Consider the following 19142-nt stretch of genomic DNA (forward strand, 5'->3'; position numbering starts at 1 on the left):
CAGGTTAGCGCAGCGCGACGGTCATGGTAAGACCTGCACCCTTTGCAGACCCACTAAATCGTCAGGTCGTTAACCAAGCGTTGCCAAAGCCGGAAAAGTCTCGAGCAGCCACCAGCTGAATTCCGTAAACAGCCCGGTGACCAGCATGATACCGACAAACAGCAGCAAGCCCCCCATGACTTTCTCGATCGTGCCCATATAGGGCTTGATCCGGTTCATCACGGTCATCGAGCGGTTCAGGAACATGGCCGCCAGCAGAAACGGAATACCCAGACCCGCCGCATAGACGCCCAACAGCAACGTTCCGCGTGCGACTGACGCTTCGGACGCTGCCAAAGACAGGATCGCACCCAGCTGCGGCCCGATACACGGGGTCCATCCAAAGGCGAAAGCAAGTCCCAGAATATACGCGCCAAACACTGAACCGCCAGAATCACCGGTATCCACGCGGGCTTCGCGGTCCAGCAGCGGAATACGGAACACGTTCAGGAAATGCAGACCAAAGACAATGACCACCGCGCCGGACAATTTAGCGAACAGAACCTGGTTTTGCAGCACAAACGCCCCAAACGCCGAGGCCGTGAACCCAAGCAGCAAAAAGACCGTCGATAGCCCCATGACAAAAAACAGAGCCGAAAGCGTTGCCTTTCGCCGCGCGCGTGCCTCGTCCTGCATCTCGTTGATCGTCACGCCGCTCATATACGCCAGATATGGCGGCACGATGGGCAGCACGCAGGGCGACAGAAAGCTGATCAACCCGCCGATCATGGCGATGAGCATGGCAGGCAGCAGGCCCGCATCGATGATATCAATTCCGAACATGGATCTGCACATATGGTATCGCGCGGGCTTCGTCACGGGGCAAAACGGTCACATCCTCGTGGTTGCCCGCTGGACAGTCCCGGGCGCAACACCTATCCCCAAGGACATGAGCGAACCGACAGAAACACTCGACGCGCTTGGGCTGCTGTGCCCACTGCCCGTCCTGAAAGCGCGAAAACGCCTGAAATCCTTGCCTGCAGGGGCTGTCTTGCGCGTTTTGGCGGATGATCCGGCGGCGATTGTCGACGTGCCTCATTTCTGCGCCGAGGCCGGGCACATACTGGTCTCGCAGGAGCAGGCAGCGGACCATCAAGTCTATGTGATCCGGAAATCCGGATAACGTCCCGCGGCACCAAGAAAAAAGGCGGGCATGAAGGCCCGCCTTTTCTTGTTTCTGATCCGATTATTGACCCAATGACCACCAACCGCGCCGCTTGGGCTTGGCGGGTGCTGGTTCCGGTTCTTCGGTGACGGTCTCGAGAACGGGTTCCGCTGGCGCGTCAACCGGTCCAGGTTCTTCCGCCGCCTGCGTAACTTCCGATGCGTCTGCGGCCTGCGCCACTTCGGGTTCTTCCGCTGTCGGTTCTTCCGTTGCTTGGGTTGCCTCGGGTGCTTCCGCGACCTCCTCGGCAGCGACCGGCTCGGCTGCCGCAGTTGTCTCTTCGGCAATTGGTTCAACCGGCTGATCCGAGGTCTCAGCAACGCTATCCTGCGCGGGCTCGACCACCAGTTCCGCATTGGCCTCCGCTTGCTCTTCCGAAGCCTCAGCCTGAACCGGATCGGCCTCTTGCGGCGCTGCTTCGGCCTCTTCGGCCTCGGCGTCTTTCTTGCGGCGGCGCGGCGCACGGCGTTTCTTGGGTTTGGCGGGTTTCTCGGCCTCTTCCCCCGCCTCGGTGTTCTCTTCGACGGCTTGGCCATCCTCGGCCGCTTCTTCTGGCGCAGCCTCGCCATCGGCCGCTGCAGCGTCGTTTGTCTCTCCGTTTCCGGAATTCTTCTTGCGGCGACGGCGGCGACGTTTGCGCTTGGGCTTGGTCTCTTCTTCCGCCTGTCCGGCGTCGTCCGCGACCTCTTCTTCATCTTCCGGTGCGTCAACAAGGTCCATCAGCGACGCATCCACGGACACGACCGGAGCGGTCGCCTCGGGCACATTGCGACTGGCGGTCTTGAATTTCTCCATCGAGAAATCAGGGCTGACCAGATGCACGTCGCCTTCGATCCGAACCGACAGGCCATAGCGCTGTTCGATCTGCGCAATATGTTCGCGCTTCTGGTTCATCAGGAAGTTTGCGATGCTGACAGGGCAACGTACCAATACCTCGCGCGAGCGACGGCGAGTGCCTTCCTCTTCGATCTGACGCAGGATCGACAAGGCCATGTTGTCGTCCGACCGGATCAAACCGGTTCCGTGGCAATGGGGGCACGGTTGCGTCGTCGCCTCAATCATGCCGGGGCGCAGGCGCTGACGGCTCATCTCCAGCAGGCCGAAACCCGAGATACGGCCAACCTGAATGCGCGCCCGGTCGGTTTTAAGCTTTTCTTTCAAACGCTTTTCAACCGCCGAGTTGTTCTTGCGCTCGTCCATATCGATAAAGTCGATGACAATCAGACCCGCAAGATCGCGCAGGCGCAGCTGACGCGCCACTTCCTCGGCCGCCTCAAGGTTCGTCTTGAGCGCGGTTTCCTCGATCGAGCCTTCTTTGGTCGCCCGGCCCGAGTTCACGTCGATTGCCACCAGCGCTTCGGTCACGCCGATCACGATATAGCCACCGGACTTCAGCTGAACCGTCGGGTTGAACATCCCTGCCAGATAGCTTTCCACCTGATAGCGCGCGAATAACGGCAGTCCATCCTCATACCGTTTCACGTTCTTGGCATGAGACGGCATGATCATCTTCATGAAGTCCTTGGCGATGCGGTACCCGCCCTCGCCCTCGACCAGAACTTCGTCGATATCGCGATTGTACAAATCGCGGATCGAGCGTTTGATCAGGTCGCCTTCTTCATAGATTTTTGCCGGCGCGATGGATTTTAGCGTCAACTCGCGGATCTGCTCCCACAGACGCTGCAGGTATTCATAATCCCGCTTGATCTCGGACTTGGTGCGCTTAGCACCTGCGGTGCGCACGATCAGGCCTGCTCCGGTCGGAACGTCGATCTCGGCTGCGATATCCTTCAGTTTCTTGCGGTCGGCGGCATTGGTGATCTTGCGGCTGATACCACCGCCCCGGGCGGTGTTCGGCATCAATACGCAATACCGGCCTGCCAGCGACAGGTAGGTGGTCAGAGCGGCGCCCTTGTTGCCGCGTTCTTCCTTTACGACCTGCACCAGCATGACCTGGCGGACTTTGATCACTTCCTGAATCTTGTACCGGCGCGGGCGCGGCTTGCGTGGCGGACGGATGTCTTCGCTGTCATCCTCGTCAGCGACGGATTCGATTGTCTCGTCCTTGTCCGACGCTTTCGATCCGGCCTGCTCGCCCTCTGCCTCGTCGTCGCCCTCATCGTCCGATGCCTCAGCATCCTCAGACGTGGTTTCGACGGCTTCCGAAGGTTCAGATTCGTCGTCCGCAGTCTCGGCTTGCGCGACCTCATCAGCGGCAGGTTCTTCGGTTGCTTCCGCTTCAGTTTCTTCCGAAGTTTCGACAACTTCGGCGGCAGCTTCTTCAGGCTGATCTTCACTTACCGCGTCTGCGCCTGCGTCCTCTGGGGTATCGACAGGCTCTTCCACCGGTGTTTCAGCAACCATCTCCATCGGAGACGTGCCTTCCGGCACCGAGGCGTCGTCGTTTTCGTCGCCGTGGTCCAGATCGATGGTTTCCATACCTGTCGGTTCGGATGCGACATCAAGCGTTTCCACCGCGTCGTTGGATTTCACATCTGCGGCTTTGCTGCGCGAGCGTGAGCGACGTTTCTTGGGCTTGGCCTCTTCCGCCTCGTCCCGCGCCTTCATCGCCTCGGCGTAAGCGCGCTCTTCCTCCATCAGCGCCTCGCGATCTGCGACCGGGATCTGATAGTAGTCGGGGTGGATCTCCGAGAACGCCAGAAACCCGTGCCGGTTTCCGCCGTAGTCCACAAATGCCGCCTGTAACGAGGGTTCGACCCGCGTAACTTTTGCTAGATAGATATTTCCGGCAAGCTGACGTTTGTTTTCGGATTCAAAGTCAAACTCCTCGACCTTGTTTCCGTCGACCACCACGACGCGGGTTTCCTCCGCGTGGGTGGCATCGATAAGCATTTTCTTAGCCATGTGTCCTTGGTGCACCGCGCCAAACGCGTCGTCCTGACCCGTCCGGGTGGACAGGCGCTTTTGGGGTGGTGTCTTGTCAGGGCGATATCGGACGGCGCGCGGCAGGGTTCGGCGCTGTGGCCCCCTGCCCGTTGTCTCAATCGTTGCGCGCGCGTCATCGCGGTTCTTCTCCGACAGGCGCGGCGATGCGCGACCTGCCCATTTATTCCTTTCGCCCGTTGGTCGGGCTCAGGTGCTCTGTTGCCCGCGTGGGGCACAATCGGTCTGCAAAGCCATCGGGGTGTTCATCACATGTGGCGATGCAGCGAAACTCAAAGATTCGGGACTTATGGGCGCAAAAAAATGCCCGACCCGTCCGGACACAATAAAAGCAGTCTTGTGGAAAAGACAATGGGCAAACTGCATCGCGCGATCAGAACGCGACGCAGGATCCCTTCATCTGGCTAAAAAATGTACCGGCGTGAGAATCGAGCCTACGGCTCAAGAAGGGGCTGGTCCCCTCTCTGCCCTTACAGATAGTCCGAGCGCTGCAATCCGTATTTGGCCATCTTCTCGTTCAAGGTCCGACGCGGCAGACAAAGCTCATCCATCACCGACGCGATCGAGCCCTTGTGGCGGCGCATCGTGTTGTCGATAAGCATCCGCTCAAACGCCTCGACATACTCTTTCAGAGGTTTGCCCTCGGTCGTCATGACCGGTTGCATTTCCTCGTGATCCGACATCAGCAACGACGCAATCGTGCCGGACCCTCGGCGCGACTGCAAAACGGCGCGCTCGGCGATGTTGATCAACTGACGCACGTTGCCCGGCCACGGGGCCTGCAGCAGTTGCGCCGCTTCCTGAGCACTGACCTGCGGCGAGTCACATCCGTATTCCTCGGCAAACTGCTCGCTGAGGCGCGTGAACAGCGTCAGAATGTCTTCTCCGCGCTGTCGCAGCGGCGGCATGGTGATGCGCAGCGCGGCCAGGCGATAGAACAGGTCGGGGCGCAAAACATCTTCACTGGTCTTGCCAGCTTCTTGCAGGTTTGAGATTGCGACGATCCGTGTTTCTGCGGGTGTCCCCTGTTCATTCATCACGCTTAGCAGACGGGCCTGCAACGTGTCGCTTAGCGCCTCGACATCCTCAAGGACCAGCGTGCCGCCCCTCGCCTCTTCGATCGCGGGCAGTTGCGTGTCTTCGGGCATCATCGGGCCAAACAAGCGTTTCGACAACGCGTCCTCTTCCAATGCGGCGCAGGACACGAGGACAAACTTTTTGCCCGCCCGGCTACCAACCGCGTGCAGCGCATGTGCCACCAACGTTTTGCCGGTGCCGGTTTCGCCATCTATCAGAACGTGACCGTCGGCTTGGCCTAGATCCAGAATATCCTCGCGCAGACGCTCCATCACAGGGCTGGCGCCGATCAGTTTGTTCATGATCTGCGTACCGCCCGATAGCTCTCGCCGTAGGGCCCTGTTGTCCAGCGTAAGACGCCGCGCGTTACTGGCGCGTTTGGCGAGTTCTGACATGCGATCGGGGTTGAACGGCTTTTCAAGAAAGTCGAACGCCCCGACACGCATGGCTTCGACCGCCATCGGTACGTCGCCGTGACCGGTGATCATGATAACCGGTAGCGTACTGTCGGCCCCCATCAGTTTCTTCAACAACTGGATACCGTCCATGCCGGGCATCTTGATGTCCGAAATCACGATCCCGGGATATTCGGGCCCCAACACCTTGAGCGCATCCTCAGCGCTCGAAAAGGTCTCGGTATCGTATCCGGACAACGCCAGCCATTGGCTGATCGACTGGCGCATGTCCTGTTCGTCATCCACAATGGCGATCTTCATGGCCTGTGCCATAGTCATTCCTCGTTATTCCGCGGCCTCTAGGCCGTCGCTTCCAAGTATCGGCAACTGCATTTCGAACACAGCGCCCCCATGCTGTCCATTGCGTGCGGTCAGCCGTCCACCGTGGTCGTTCACGATCCCCGACGAGATGGCAAGCCCCAGCCCGACCCCGTCACCGGGTCGCTTGGTGGTGTAGAACGGCTCGAACAGGTTTTCGATATCTTCGATTCCATAGCCGTTATCGCGAACCGTCAGAACCGCAGTATCGCCTGCCGCGAGGATGATCTCGACATCCGGCTCTTCGACAGATTTGGTGGCGTCCAGTGCATTGCGCAAGAGATTGACCATAACCTGTTCAATTCGCATCCGATCCCCCATCACTATAACAGGTTCTTCGGGCAAAATCTGGGTAATCTTTACATGGCGCTGCCGCAGTTGAGGTTCCATCATCGACAGGCTTGAGGCCAGCGCTTCGCCAAGATTTACAGGGGAAAACGCATCCGCCCCCTTGCGCGCATAGGATTTGAGCTGCCGCGTGATCGCGCCCATGCGCTCGATCAGACCGTCGATGCGGCCAAAGCTGGCCAGCGCCTCTTCCGAACGGTCCCGGCGCAGCAAAAGACGCGCCCCGGCGAGGTAGGTTTTCATCGCCGCCAGCGGTTGATTCAGCTCGTGACTGACGGCGGCTGACATCTCTCCCAGTGCCGCCAGTTTGGAGCTCTGAGCAAGGGTCTGCTCGGCAACTTCCAGCGTCTTTTCAACCCGTTCGCGTTCAGCAATTTCCCGCTGCAGCCTTGCGTTCAATGCGCGAAGCTCCGCCGACTCGCGTTGGAACAGCGTCATGCGCGACGTGGCTCTGCGGCTGAGCGCATAGAAGGCCAGCGCCAGAAGAATCGCAAAGGCCATGATTTCCAGCGCCAGAACGCTGTTCACCCGCTCCCGGATCGAGGAATAGGTGGTGAACGACGTCATCTGCCATCCTCGAAACGGAATTCGCGTTTCCATTCGCATCACCGCCTCGCCCTGTAGATAGGCATCGGGGGGCAAAGCGGTCCAATCTGTGGTGGCACGGATCGCGCGCTGAATCGCGCCCTGTGGGGGTTGGCGCAGCAATGCGGCGCTTTCCTCGAGCCCGCGCCATTGCGGTTCGGTGGACAGGATGATCGTGCCGGTGCTGTCGGTGACCATGACAGCGTCCGAAATTCCGGCCCAGGCGCGCTCGAATTTCTGTAGATCAACCTCGACAACGATCACACCCAGCATCTCGGAATTGGCGTCGATCCGTCGCGAATAGACAAAGCTGTAACCGCCGGATTCCCTTGGGATCACCGAAAAGATCGTCGCGTTCGAGCGGATCGCATCAATGAAATACGCGGTATTGCGATGGCTTTCCTGCAGACGGTTTCTGTCCGTTGCTGCGCGGGTCAGCCCGTCTTTGTCCAACAACACCAGCGACGCGGCGCCAATCTCCTCGACAAACGAAATCAGACGTTGGCTGGACAGTGTATAGTCACTCGACTGCAATGCCGAAATCAAAGTGGGGTCGCGTGACAGCAACTGCGGCACGATCGCATTGCGGCGCAGTTCGCTCAGCAAATTGCCGGAATATAGCGCCAGCCGCAGTTCGGCCCTGTTGCGCGTTGATTCGGTGAACCGGCTGGTCAAAAGGCTGTTGGTGACCCAGACCGTTGCAACCGTAACGACCAGCAACGCGACAATAGCCAGACGCAGGCGCCAGCCAAGTGGCGACACGCGGAGCCGGTTCAGGAGACCGGAGCCGTCTGATTTAGCGTCTGAACTCATCCCACGACGCTACGCGCCCGCGACCGTGACCTCAAGTCACGCCGGCGTCAGCACACCCGACAATGCGCGGAAGAGCGCCGCCCCATCGGTGCCGCCATGGCCTGAATCCGCCGCCCGCTCAGGGTGCGGCATCATCCCCAACACGCGGCGGTTGTGCGACAGAATGCCTGCAATATCCTCGCGCGAGCCGTTGGGATTCTCGGTATAGGTAAAGGCGATGCGGTCCTGATCTTTTAGCTCTGCAAGCGTCTCGTCATCGGCAAAATAATTGCCGTCATGGTGTGCGATCGGAATGTCGATCACATCGCCCGCGTTGTATCCTTCGGTAAAGGCGCTGTTGCTGGTCTGAACCTTCAGTCCCACCGTCCGGCAGATATATTTCAGCCCGCCGTTGCGCAGCAATGCACCAGGCAAAATGCCGGTCTCAGTCAGAACCTGAAATCCGTTGCAGACCCCAAAGGCATAGCCGCCACGTTCCGTATGTTCGACGACTGCCTTGCAGATCGGTGATTGCGCCGCGATTGCCCCGCACCGCAGGTAGTCTCCATAGGAAAACCCGCCCGGAACCCCGACAATGTCAACGCTCTCGGGCAGCGAGGCGTCCTTGTGCCAGACCATATCGACCTGAAAACCGGCCTGTTCGAAAGCAACGGCAAGGTCGCGGTCACAGTTGGACCCTGGGAATACGATAACAGCAGCGCGCATGGCGGGGCCTCCGGAAAAAGGATCAGACCAGTTCGATTTCGTAGCGTTCGATGACCGTGTTGGCCAAGAGCTTTTCGCACATCTGGGTAACGTCCGCCTCGGTCGCGCCCTCGGCCAGTTCCAGGTCAATTACCTTGCCCTGACGGACACCTTCGACCTGATCAAAGCCCATCGCACCCAACGCGTGCCGCACCGCTTCGCCCTGCGGGTCCAACACCCCGTTCTTGAGCATCACATGCACCCGTGCCTTCATATTCGAGAACTCCACTCTGGGACCGATTGCCAGCCCGTTTCTTTGCGTGCGGGATGCCCCGCCAGACCTGTTCCAATACCCGCGCCGATGCGGGCGCGTATCAATTGATCAGCGTCGGTTTGGCCACATTGCTTTTTGGCAGAACGCCAAGACGACGCGCGACTTCGGAATAGGCATCCGTCAGGCTGCCCAGATCGCGGCGAAAGACGTCCTTGTCCAGTTTCTGACCGGTTTCGATATCCCAAAGGCGGCAACTGTCGGGGCTGATCTCGTCCGCGACGATCAGACGTTGATAGTCACCATCGAAAACCCGTCCGATCTCGATCTTGAAATCCACCAGGCGAATACCAACAGCCAGCATAACGCCGCTGAGGAAATCGTTCACGCGCAGCGCCAGGCTGAGGATATCGTCCATGTCCTGCTGACTGGCCCAGCCGAAGGCGGCGATATGCTCTTCCGTGACCAGAGGATCACCCAGAGAATCGTCCTTGTAGCAGTATTCAACGATCGGGCGCGGCAACTGAGTGCCTTCTGCAATGCCCAGACGTTTGGACATTGTCCCCGCGGCATAGTTCCGAACGATCACTTCCAGCGGCACGATCTCACAATTACGAACCAGCTGTTCGCGCATGTTCAGGCGACGGATGAAATGGTTAGGTACGCCGATCTGTGTCAGACCGTTCATGAAAAACTCGCTCAGGCGGTTGTTCAGCACGCCCTTACCATCGATCACGTCTTTTTTCTCGGCGTTGAACGCGGTGGCGTCATCCTTGAAATACTGCACGATCGTGCCCGGTTCGGGGCCTTCATACAGAATCTTGGCTTTGCCTTCGTAGATTTTCTTGCGACGCGCCATAAGCGACCTTTCCAGTCCGGGGCGAGGAAATGAGTCCCTCTCCGTTGGCGCCCTCATAGTGCAAGCCCCGCCTTCCCGCAAGTTCACCGCACCAAAGGAGTTTGACGCAGCGCAAATCCCTTGAACCGGAAGCGCTGTACAGTCATATCATCAGGAAACGATGTGTAACCCAAGAGGTCCCCAACCAATGACCACATTTGACGAGCGTGAAGCCGCGTTTGAGAACAAATTTGCGCATGATGAGAAAATGCAATTCATCGCCCGGATGCGCCGCAACCGGTTCATGGCCGTCTGGGCCTCGACCCTGAAAGGGGAAACCGTCGAACAGGCGCGAAAATACGGGCAGGAACTTGTCCATACCGACCTTCAAAACGTCAGCGAAGACGACGTTGTCGAGGCGGTCAAAAGCTATCTGGGTGATCTGGCAGACGAGGCCAAGATTCGCGAAAAGATGGCCGAGCTTCTGGTCGAAGCCAAAGAACAGGTCATGGCCGAGGCCGATATTTAAGGCACTTGAAAGCCACCTCATGATCTTCATGAGTTTTATGAATTTGATTTGACGCTCCGGTCATGAGACACGGGGCGTCTCTGTATTTTCGGCCCATTTGGCCAATTTTGGAATAGCTCAATGACAAACGCGCTCAGCAAACTTCTGGAGTCGAAAGATGCCATTCTGGCAGATGGGGCGACAGGAACGAACCTGTTCAATATGGGTCTGCAATCAGGCGATGCGCCCGAGCTTTGGAACGTAGACGCACCAGACAAGATCCGCGCCCTGTACAAAGGGTCGGTCGACGCTGGCAGCGATCTGTTTCTGACCAACACTTTCGGCGGAACATCCGCCCGACTGAAACTGCACGACGCGCAGAATCGCGTCGGAGAGTTGAACCGGATCGGTGCTGAGTTGGGGCGAGAGGTCGCGGATCAAGCCGGGCGCCCCGTCGTCGTCGCCGGATCGGTGGGTCCAACTGGCGAAATCATGGAGCCGGTCGGCAGCCTGTCGCATTCCGAAGCTGTCGAAATGTTCCACGAACAGGCCGAAGCGCTGAAAGAGGGCGGCGTCGATGTTCTTTGGCTGGAAACCATCAGTGCCCCCGAAGAGTTTCGCGCCGCGGCCGAAGCATTCGCGTTGGCCGACATGCCCTGGTGCGGCACGATGAGTTTCGACACCGCAGGCCGCACGATGATGGGCGTGACCTCGGCTGATCTGGCAATGATCGTCGAAACATTGCCCAACCCGCCGGTCGCGTTCGGAGCGAATTGCGGCACCGGCGCTTCGGATATCTTGCGAACGGTGCTGGGGTTCTCGGCACAAGGCACTGAGCGTCCCCTGATCTCGAAGGGCAACGCAGGTATCCCGAAATATGTTGACGGTCACATTCACTATGACGGCACGCCCGAGCTGATGGGTCAGTATGCCGCCATGGCGCGCGATGCCGGAGCGACGATCATTGGTGGATGTTGCGGAACCATGCCTGCGCATCTGCGCGAAATGCGTGCGGCGCTGGACAGCGCCCCAAGCGGCGCGCGCCCGTCGCTGGACCAGATCACATCTGCGCTGGGCCCGTTCTCATCCGAATTCGACGGGACCGAAGAGACTGCTGCCCAGCCCGAACGGCGCGGCAGGCGACGCCGCCGCGCCTGACGCTATAAGCGCTTAGTGGCCCTCGAATTTCGGGGGCCTTTTTTCCAGAAATGCTACGACGCCTTCGGCAAAGTCCCGGGTGCGTCCGCAGTTTTCCTGCAAATCCGCTTCGGTTGCCAGTTGCTGCGGCAATGTCCGGTCATAAGTGCCGCGAATGGCCTGCTTGATTGCCGCGAACCCAGCAGTCGGTCCGTTGGTCAGATAGGCGGCGCGTTTTCTCCAATGTGCGTCGAAATCGTCATCTGCGACGGCCTCCCAAATCAGCCCCCAATCATCGGCTTGTCGGGCGGTGATCTTGTCGGCGAACAGCGCGGCCCCCATCGCCTTGGCAAACCCCATCTGACGCGGCATGAACCACGTACCGCCCGCATCCGGGATCAGGCCGATCCGGGCGAATGCCTGCAGGAAATACGCGCTTTCAGTGGCGATCACCACATCGGCGCAAAGCGCAAGATTGGCCCCTGCCCCAGCTGCCGGTCCGTTAACCGCCGCAATGGTCGGTACCGGGCAGTCATAGACTGACTCCAACATCGGTTCGTATTCGTCCCTGAGAGCGCGTCCCAAGTCGATCTTGCCCGTGCTTGAGGCATCCCCAAGGTCCTGGCCCGAACAGAACGCCGCCCCCGCACCAGTCAACACGACGGCACGGGCGTTCTGGCCCGCGTGTTTCATTGCATGGGTAATCTCGGCGCGCATACGTGTGGTCAGCGCGTTCATCTTGTCCGCCCGGTTCAGGGTCAGGACGGCCAGACCATCGGTGATGTCCAGATGGACGGTTTCGTATTCCATGAAAAACCTCGCCTGCACAGAGTCGTCCAAGACCCTGACGCAAATCCCAACCAAGGGAAAGCCTAACTGGGCGTCAGTCTTCCAGAATTTGCCGCAGACGATCCTGCTCTTGTTTGGTCAACCGATCCGCCTCGCCCGCGTTTTGCGACCGCGCGCGTCGACCAACAAAGCTGAACCCGACCGCTCCGGCAATCAGCAACATAACAGGGCCTGCAAGCCAGAGCAGAATATTCGCGCCCGAGGTTGTCGGTTTCAGCAAGACATATTCGCCATACCGGGCCACGATGAAATCCACGGCCTCCTGGTCGGTGTCGCCCGCCACCAGACGCTCGCGCAGCAGGATGCGTAGATCACGGGCGAGTTCTGCGTTGCTTTCGTCAATGCTTTCGTTGCGACAGACCAGACAGCGCAGCTCGGCGCTGAGATCGCGCGCGCGCGCTTCCAATTCCGGGTCGTCCAGAACCTCATCCGGCTGCACGGCAAGGACCGGGGACGCAAGCAAAAGCAGGACAAAGGCAAGCCATTTCATTCCGCTGGCACTCCGGACTTGGGCGACTTGCGCGCACCGGCTGCGACCCGGAAGCGCCGATCCGACAGGCTGAGCGCGCCGCCCAATGCCATCAGGATGCAACCGCCCCAGATCCAATTGGCAAGCGGCTTGATATAGGTGCGCATCACCCAGCCCCCGTCAGCCTGTTGATCGCCGATCACGACGTAAAGGTCACGCAAGAAACGATAGTCGATGGCCGCTTCGGTCGTGGGCATGCGCGCCACCGGATATTCACGTTTTTCGGGATGCAATGTTGCGACGTGCCGCCCGCCCTGCTCGGCGCTCACATCCGCCATTGTCGAATAATAATTCGGCCCCTGAACCCTGCGCACGTCTTGCAGCGTCAATGTGAACTGCCCCACCTGGAATGGCTGACCGGGCTGGACCACACGGATATCCTCAACCTCCCACGCGGTCAGTCCGGCAATGGCAAACATGGTGACGCCCATCCCGGTATGGGCCACAGCCTTACCCCAGTCGGCGCGCGGCAATCGGAACAAACGCGCAACGCTGCCTGAACGGCCGGCACGACCCCAAAGGTCGACAACGGCGCCAAACGTGACCCACGCCCCCAGGAAAAGGCCCACGGGCCCCAGGGCACTGCGGCCCGATTGCAGAACCCAGACAAGAACCGCCAATGCAACCGCAAGCACGAACGCATAGCGCAAGGACCAAGCCGCACGGCCCAGCCTGCCGCGCTTCCAGGGCAGCATCGATCCGATCGGCAAGGCGATACCCAAGGCGATCATGAACGGCGTGAAAGCGGCGTTGAAGAATGGCGCGCCGACCGAGAGTTTCCGGCCGAAGGCCATCTCGGCCACGATCGGCCACATGGTTCCGAAGAATACGACAAAGCAACTGACAGCCAGAAGGATGTTGTTCAGAACCAATGCGCTTTCGCGGCTGACCACACCAAAGACGCCTTTGGCCTCCATTGCCTGCGCGCGTGAGGCGAACAGGGTCAACGCACCGCCAATGAAGATCACCATGATGACAAGGATAAAGACCCCGCGCTCGGGATCATTCGCGAAGGCGTGAACAGAGGTCAGAAGCCCCGACCGCACGATGAAAGTGCCAATCAGCGAAAAGCCAAAGGCGATGATGGCCAGCAGAATGGTCCAACTTTTCAGAGCCTCACGCTTTTCGACGACGATTGCAGAATGCAACAGCGCGGCGGCCAGAAGCCATGGCATGAAACTTGCGTTCTCGACCGGGTCCCAGAACCAGAACCCGCCCCAGCCAAGCTCGTAATAGGCCCACCACGATCCCAGCGCGATACCGATCGTCAGGAATATCCAGGCTGCAAGCGTCCAGGGCCGCACCCAACGCCCCCAAGCCGCATCAACGCGCCCTTCAATCAGCGCGGCCACGGCAAAGCTGAAGGCCATGCTTAGTCCGACATAACCCAGATACAGAAACGGCGGGTGGAAGGCCAAGCCGGGATCCTGCAGCAAGGGGTTCAGATCGCGTCCGTCAAATGGTGGAACCGGCAACCTGTCAAAAGGGTTCGAGGTGAACAGGATGAAGGCAAAGAAAGCCACCCCGATTGCACCCTGAACAGCCAGCACCCGCGCCTTGAGCGTAGGCGGTAGGCCGCCGCCAAAAAATGCTGCCATTGCGCCGAAAATCGTGACGATCAGGACCCAAAGCAACATGGATCCTTCGTGGTTTCCCCAAGTGCCACTAATCTTGTAGAGCATCGGTTTCAGTGAGTGGCTGTTTTCCACCACGATCCGCAATGAAAAATCGGATGAAGTGAAGGCCCAGACCAGCGCTCCGAACGAAAACGCCGTCAGCAAGAACTGCGAAATCGCTGCCGGTTCAGCAAACGCCATCCATCCTGCCCAGCGATTGGCAGCCCCGATCAGGGGCACCACGCTTTGAACGATGGCGACAAGGAAGGCTAAGATCAGTGCGAAATGGCCGAGCTCGGTAATCATGCCCCGTATATATCGCCCGCACGCAGCCTGCGCCATTCACATTCGCCTGTCGACGGCGCACATTATGTCGCGGCAATGCCCTTTCGCTTGCGCTTCCAGTCATCCAAAGCCGGGTTTGGGTCCGTTTGCTCCGACCGCATGGCAGCAGGTGCCGGGGTGTCAACGCGCAACGCCTCAAGCGCGTCCAGATTCGACATGACCGTCGGTGCGTGCAGCAACGTTGCGCCGACTTCGCGCTGAAAGTCCTGTGCCTTGGCCTGATGGCGCGCGCCGAAATAGAACGACACGATCACACCCAGCAGCCACCAAAGCGGCTCGGGCACCAATGCGATGCCCTGCATCCGAGCGGCGAACCAAAGTGGGTCCGCCATCGCCGCCGCGAACAACCCCAGCGTTGCCAAAGCCATCGCAGGACGTGGCAGGCGGTTCAACCCGTCCATGAACCGATCGAACCCACCCTTTTGCGTCGCTTGAAACTCGGCACCGAACTGAATCATCGCCTGTTCCCGCAAGGCCACAGACCGCGCCGCCGCCGTATCGGCATTTTCTCGAAACACCTCGGCAGTGTCGCGGACCACGTTCCGTCCACCGCCAAACAACAATCCCAAAATCCCCGAGATCAAACCCATGCCGACACCCGTTTGCTGAACTCCGCCTGGCTGAGGTGATATTTCGGCGACAGAAACTCTTCCGCGCGCTTTATCCAGCCGCCCTTGCCGCCAGCGCGGGTCCGCGCAAATTTACGCAGCGGTGGTCGCCCGTCCGCCAGCCGGGAATAGTAATTGCGTCGTGCAACGCCATACGCATCCCTCAGTATCTCGGGAATCGGGTCTGCTGCTGCATGTGTTGCCGCCCCGGTTTGGGGACCGATGACCCCATCAACTGCTACATCAAAACCCATCTCACGCAGCAAAGCCTGAAGTGTTCGAACAGCCTGTGCGCCCGCATTGACATACATATCGAACAACGACGGCTGTAAAGTCTTTGGGACCAATCCGATGCGAGGTTTTTCGAAGTAATGCTCTACAAAGATCTCAACCGCATGCTGCCGCGTCAAAGACTGAACATCCGCACGGTCAACGGCACCGTCGCGGTTCAAATCCATTCCCAACCGGCGCAGCGTGTGAATGGTCACGCCATGTTTTGTGGCACGACCGGGGTCGTCGGGGTCGTCCACGAACCCGCCTTCGCGGTCGACAATTTCGCGGGCAATCTGCTGCACGGTTTTCATGGCGCTTCCCTTTGCTTGGCAAGGCAAACCGTCAGGCAAAGCCGTTAAGTCTGGCATAAGACAAAGGGCGCTGCCCGCCTATTGCGCGCAACGCCCTTTCGAGTCGCTTTCATGACCGGTTTTCAGCCGTCGGTGTTCTCTTTGTACACGCCCTGTTCTTTCAACGCGTCCACAACCTCTTTCGGCATATAGGTTTCATCGTGTTTCGCCAGAATTTCAGTGGCTTCAAAGACACCGTTCACATAGCTGCCCGTGCCGACCATACCCTGATTTTCCGAGAACAGATCGGGCAGAACCCCGGTAAACGCCACCGAAACACTTTCACCACCATCGGTCACGACAAAACGCACGGTTTCGCCCTGCCCGCGCACGATCGAGCCTTCCTCGACCAGACCACCGATGCGAAACACCTCGGTCGGTTTAGGCGGTTCAGCAATCACTTGGCTTGGCGAGCGGAAAAAATTGATGCCATCGCGCATGGCGTACCCAATCAATACCGTCGCCAGAACCAAGGCCACAACGGCCAGCAAAATGACCTGTACTCGACGACGTTTCTTGAGCGTTTTCATACCGTCCTCACGGGAATAGCGGAGCCATCATTAGCCCCCGGGTTTCCTGTTCACCTAACATCAGGTTGGCGTTCTGCAAGGCTTGCCCGCTGCTACCTTTTGTCAGGTTATCCAAAGCCGCAACCACGATGGCACGGCGTTCGATCCGATCACCAACCACGCCAATATGGCAAAAATTCGAGCCCCGCACATGATGGGTCGAAGGCGTTTCACCAAAAGGTAGCACCTGAATGAAGGGCTCCTCTGCATATGCTGCCTGTAACGTCTCATAGACGCTTTGCGGGTCGCCTTTGACGTAAGACGTCGCCAGAATTCCACGGTTCGCCGGTATCAGATGCGGGGTGAATTGAATATGCACCGTCCGGCCCGCAAGCTTTGAGAATTCCTGATCAAACTCTCCCAAATGCCGATGTGTGCCACCAACCGCGTAGGCGTTTGCGCCTTCACTGAGTTCCGCATGCAGCAGGTTTTCCTTCAACGCCCGTCCCGCGCCCGAAACCGCACATTTCAGATCAAGGATAATGTCGTCCAGATCGATCACGCCGGCCGAGATCAGAGGCCGCAGAACATATTGCCCGGTCGCTGCGTTGCACCCCGTGCCAGCAACCAGCCGCGCGTCGCGGATATCGTCCCGATAGAACTCGGTCAGGCCATAGACAGCCTCTTCCTGATGCGCCAGCGCGGCATGCGGATTGCCGTACCACTTTTGGTATTCGTCGGGATCGCTCAGCCGGAAATCCGCCGACAGGTCGATGATTTTCAGCGTATTCGGAAGCGCGCTGATCACCTCTTGACTGGTTTTATGCGGCAGCGCGCAAAAGCACAGATCGATCCGGGAAAAGTCGATCTCAGATATCTTGCACAGCACCGGCAGATTCAGATGGCGTAGATGCGGGAAGACCTGCGCCATGGTCTTGCCCGCTTTACGCTCGGCAGCAAGGGCGGTGATTTCCATGTTCGGGTGCTCGGCGATCAGCCGCACCAGTTCGGCGCCGGTGTACCCGGATGCGCCCAGAATTGCGATTTTGTGGGTCATGTCAGACCTCTTTCACTTGTATGTCACATGTCACGACCGCCGATGCGACGGTCTTTGGATAGGGAAGCAGTAGATGGCCGTCCTTGACCTAAGTCAGGCAGCCTCAAAGGTGATTTGTCGTCGGAGGAACTGGGTCGCACGATCGCTGACGACACCGGGTTTTCCGGACGTCAGGTAGCCGCTTTCGCCCTCACCCAGCATATTTGGATGACGGTCGAGGTAATCCGCAAGGCTTTCGGCCACCAGGTCCCCCTGGCTGTAGACCGTGACTTGAGCCCCCAGCGCCTGCTGGAAGGTCTCAGCCATCAACGGGTAATGCGTACAGCCAAGGATTGCCGCCTGCGGTTCCGGCATCTTGCGTTTCAGAGCGTCCACATGAGACCGCACCAACGCCTCGGCCAAAATCATGTCGCCGTCCTCGATGGCGTCGACAACACCGCCGCAGGCCTGCGCCTCGACATCCACGCCGATCGCCCGGAATGCCAGCTCACGCTGAAAGGCCCGGCTGGATACGGTGGCAGGGGTGGCGAACAGCGCCACGTGCTGCACCTCGACCTCGCGCGGAGGCGAGTTGTCGCCCCACTGCCGTTCAGTCAGCGCCTCGATCAAAGGAACAAAGACGCCCAGAACCCGCTTGCCTTCGGGCACGCCTTCTTCCTGCATCCGCCGCAGCGCCGCAGCGCTGGCTGTGTTGCAGGCCAGAATCACCAGATTGCATCCGCGATCCCAAAGATCCCGCACGGCTGCGCGCGTCAGGTTAAAAATATCCTCGGCGTCACGCACGCCGTAAGGCGCGTGTGCGCTGTCTGCAAAATACAGAAAATCAACGTCCGGCAGACGTTTCTGCGCGGCGTTCAGGACGGTCAGCCCGCCCAACCCGGAATCAAAGATACCTACTGCCATTTGCCCTTCAGGCGCGATGCCGTTCCTCGAATTCATAGCCGTAGTCATAGGACTTCAACGGCGTTGGAGACAGCTCATACGTGGCTTTGCGCAGGAAATCCATCATCTTGCGCGTGTCTTTGGACAACGGGTCCAAAACATCGCGCCCGATAGGGTCGCCAACAACAACGCGGACCGGGGTATCGACCCGTTTCTTGAACTCTTTGATCAGAAGGCCCATGCGCAACGTGTTGTGCAGGTGACTGGCGATCTGGAACAATCGCGAGGTATGGCCGTCAAAGAATACCGGCACAACCGTCGCATTCGATTTCGCCACCATTCGCGCCGTAAAACCCCGCCAGCCGGGGTCCATTGGGTGGGCGAAAGGCTTGATACCTGTACTCACGGTGCCACCTGGAAAGATACCTATGGCACCCCCCTCACCCAGATAGTTCAATGCCGTCTTCCGCGTTGCGAGGTTGAGTTTCATCGCCTCTTTGGTCCCATCAAACGAAATCGGCAGGATGATCCGGTTCAGATCTTCGGCATTGCGGAAAACGCGATGGGCCAGAATACGGAAGTCGCCCCGCGTCTGAGACAGGATATGGCCCATCATCAGCCCGTCCAGAATCCCGTAAGGGTGATTGGCTATCAGGATCAACGGACCGTCCTTGGGGATATTCGACAGTGCGCCACCAACAACATCCAGCGACAACCCGTAACGGTCGACCATGACGCCCCAGAAGTCGCGCCCATTGGCCACCTCGCGTTCGTACCCGTCGGCGCGTTTGATCAGGCGTAGACGCCCGGTCGTGTTCTCCATCAGCTTTATGACCATTCGCCCGCCTTTGGTTTCGGCGGAATGAGCATAGGAAATGTCACGTGCGACGTGGCGGCGCGAGGGCATCAGGTTCTCCGGTTTGCTGCCTGCATTCAGAACTTAGGTAACAGATTTACCCAAAAAACATTACAGGCGCGTAAC

Annotated in this window: 19 protein-coding genes; 3 read left to right on the forward strand and 16 right to left on the reverse strand. The window is 59.1% G+C overall.

All coding sequences use genetic code 11. From position 1 onward, the window contains the following. Nucleotides 1-69 precede the first annotated feature (69 nt). Nucleotides 70-822, reverse strand: a complete 753-nt coding sequence (locus ACR0LX_RS01765; protein WP_480782318.1) for a cytochrome c biogenesis CcdA family protein — start codon at nt 820-822, stop codon at nt 70-72. 106 nt (nt 823-928) lie between these two features. Here ACR0LX_RS01765 and ACR0LX_RS01770 point away from each other — a divergent pair, with 106 nt between their 5' ends. Beyond that, nucleotides 929-1162, forward strand: a complete 234-nt coding sequence (locus ACR0LX_RS01770; RefSeq protein ID WP_480571120.1) for a sulfurtransferase TusA family protein — start codon at nt 929-931, stop codon at nt 1160-1162. A 63-nt stretch (nt 1163-1225) separates the two neighbouring features. On the opposite strand, the gene ACR0LX_RS01775 is transcribed toward ACR0LX_RS01770, so the two are convergent. From ACR0LX_RS01775 to purC, 6 genes are all read right to left on the reverse strand, one after another. Next, the gene (locus tag ACR0LX_RS01775; protein WP_480782319.1) at nt 1226-4069 is read right to left on the reverse strand and encodes an Rne/Rng family ribonuclease; all 2844 of its coding nucleotides are present in this window, start codon (nt 4067-4069) and stop codon (nt 1226-1228) included. 509 nt (nt 4070-4578) lie between these two features. Continuing rightward, nucleotides 4579-5913: a sigma-54-dependent transcriptional regulator gene (locus ACR0LX_RS01780; RefSeq protein WP_170711441.1), complete on the reverse strand. Its 1335-nt coding sequence runs from the start codon at nt 5911-5913 to the stop codon at nt 4579-4581. A 12-nt stretch (nt 5914-5925) separates the two neighbouring features. Further along, nucleotides 5926-7704, reverse strand: coding sequence for a sensor histidine kinase (locus ACR0LX_RS01785; RefSeq protein ID WP_480782320.1), 1779 nt, complete (start codon nt 7702-7704; stop codon nt 5926-5928). A gap of 36 nt (nt 7705-7740) precedes the next feature. Continuing rightward, nucleotides 7741-8409, reverse strand: a complete 669-nt coding sequence (gene purQ, locus ACR0LX_RS01790) for a phosphoribosylformylglycinamidine synthase subunit PurQ (RefSeq protein WP_480569517.1) — start codon at nt 8407-8409, stop codon at nt 7741-7743. A 22-nt stretch (nt 8410-8431) separates the two neighbouring features. Beyond that, complete coding sequence (gene purS / locus ACR0LX_RS01795; RefSeq protein WP_170683997.1) at nt 8432-8662, reverse strand: phosphoribosylformylglycinamidine synthase subunit PurS; 231 nt, start codon at nt 8660-8662, stop codon at nt 8432-8434. 100 nt (nt 8663-8762) lie between these two features. After that, on the reverse strand, nt 8763-9518 hold the full coding sequence (gene purC / locus ACR0LX_RS01800; RefSeq protein WP_480782321.1) for a phosphoribosylaminoimidazolesuccinocarboxamide synthase: 756 nt from the start codon (nt 9516-9518) through the stop codon (nt 8763-8765). A gap of 187 nt (nt 9519-9705) precedes the next feature. Between purC and ACR0LX_RS01805 the strand changes: the two genes are divergently transcribed. Next, complete coding sequence (locus ACR0LX_RS01805) at nt 9706-10026, forward strand: DUF1476 domain-containing protein (protein ID WP_480782322.1); 321 nt, start codon at nt 9706-9708, stop codon at nt 10024-10026. Nucleotides 10027-10146: 120 nt separating this feature from the next. Continuing rightward, entirely contained in the window at nt 10147-11163 is a 1017-nt protein-coding gene (gene bmt, locus ACR0LX_RS01810; protein WP_480782323.1) for a betaine--homocysteine S-methyltransferase, read from the forward strand. A gap of 12 nt (nt 11164-11175) precedes the next feature. Here the strand turns inward: bmt and ACR0LX_RS01815 are convergent, their stop codons facing one another. The 9 genes from ACR0LX_RS01815 to ACR0LX_RS01855 form a co-directional block, all read right to left on the reverse strand. Continuing rightward, entirely contained in the window at nt 11176-11952 is a 777-nt protein-coding gene (locus ACR0LX_RS01815) for an enoyl-CoA hydratase-related protein (RefSeq protein WP_480782324.1), read from the reverse strand. A 73-nt stretch (nt 11953-12025) separates the two neighbouring features. Next, nucleotides 12026-12481 carry a cytochrome c-type biogenesis protein gene (locus tag ACR0LX_RS01820; protein WP_480782325.1) on the reverse strand — a complete coding sequence of 152 codons (456 nt, stop codon included), beginning with the start codon at nt 12479-12481 and terminating at the stop codon, nt 12026-12028. After that, entirely contained in the window at nt 12478-14442 is a 1965-nt protein-coding gene (locus ACR0LX_RS01825) for a heme lyase CcmF/NrfE family subunit (protein ID WP_480782629.1), read from the reverse strand. The genes ACR0LX_RS01820 and ACR0LX_RS01825 overlap by 4 nt, the downstream gene beginning before the upstream one ends. 62 nt (nt 14443-14504) lie before the next feature. Then, a complete protein-coding gene (locus ACR0LX_RS01830) occupies nt 14505-15071 on the reverse strand; it encodes a holin family protein (protein ID WP_480782326.1) in 567 nt (188 codons plus the stop codon). Next, a complete protein-coding gene (locus ACR0LX_RS01835; protein WP_480782327.1) occupies nt 15062-15673 on the reverse strand; it encodes a holin-associated N-acetylmuramidase in 612 nt (203 codons plus the stop codon). Before ACR0LX_RS01835 ends, ACR0LX_RS01830 begins: the two co-directional genes overlap by 10 nt. Nucleotides 15674-15795: 122 nt before the next feature. Continuing rightward, nucleotides 15796-16242: a cytochrome c maturation protein CcmE gene (ccmE, locus tag ACR0LX_RS01840; RefSeq protein WP_480569498.1), complete on the reverse strand. Its 447-nt coding sequence runs from the start codon at nt 16240-16242 to the stop codon at nt 15796-15798. Nucleotides 16243-16249: 7 nt separating this feature from the next. Beyond that, nucleotides 16250-17278, reverse strand: a complete 1029-nt coding sequence (argC, locus tag ACR0LX_RS01845) for an N-acetyl-gamma-glutamyl-phosphate reductase (RefSeq protein WP_480782328.1) — start codon at nt 17276-17278, stop codon at nt 16250-16252. A 93-nt stretch (nt 17279-17371) separates the two neighbouring features. Beyond that, complete coding sequence (locus ACR0LX_RS01850) at nt 17372-18181, reverse strand: glutamate racemase (RefSeq protein ID WP_480782630.1); 810 nt, start codon at nt 18179-18181, stop codon at nt 17372-17374. Nucleotides 18182-18188: 7 nt separating this feature from the next. Beyond that, the gene (locus tag ACR0LX_RS01855; protein ID WP_480782329.1) at nt 18189-19067 is read right to left on the reverse strand and encodes a lysophospholipid acyltransferase family protein; all 879 of its coding nucleotides are present in this window, start codon (nt 19065-19067) and stop codon (nt 18189-18191) included. Nucleotides 19068-19142 lie beyond the last annotated feature (75 nt).

The sequence above is a fragment of the Ruegeria sp. CH11 genome, assembly GCF_056537105.1.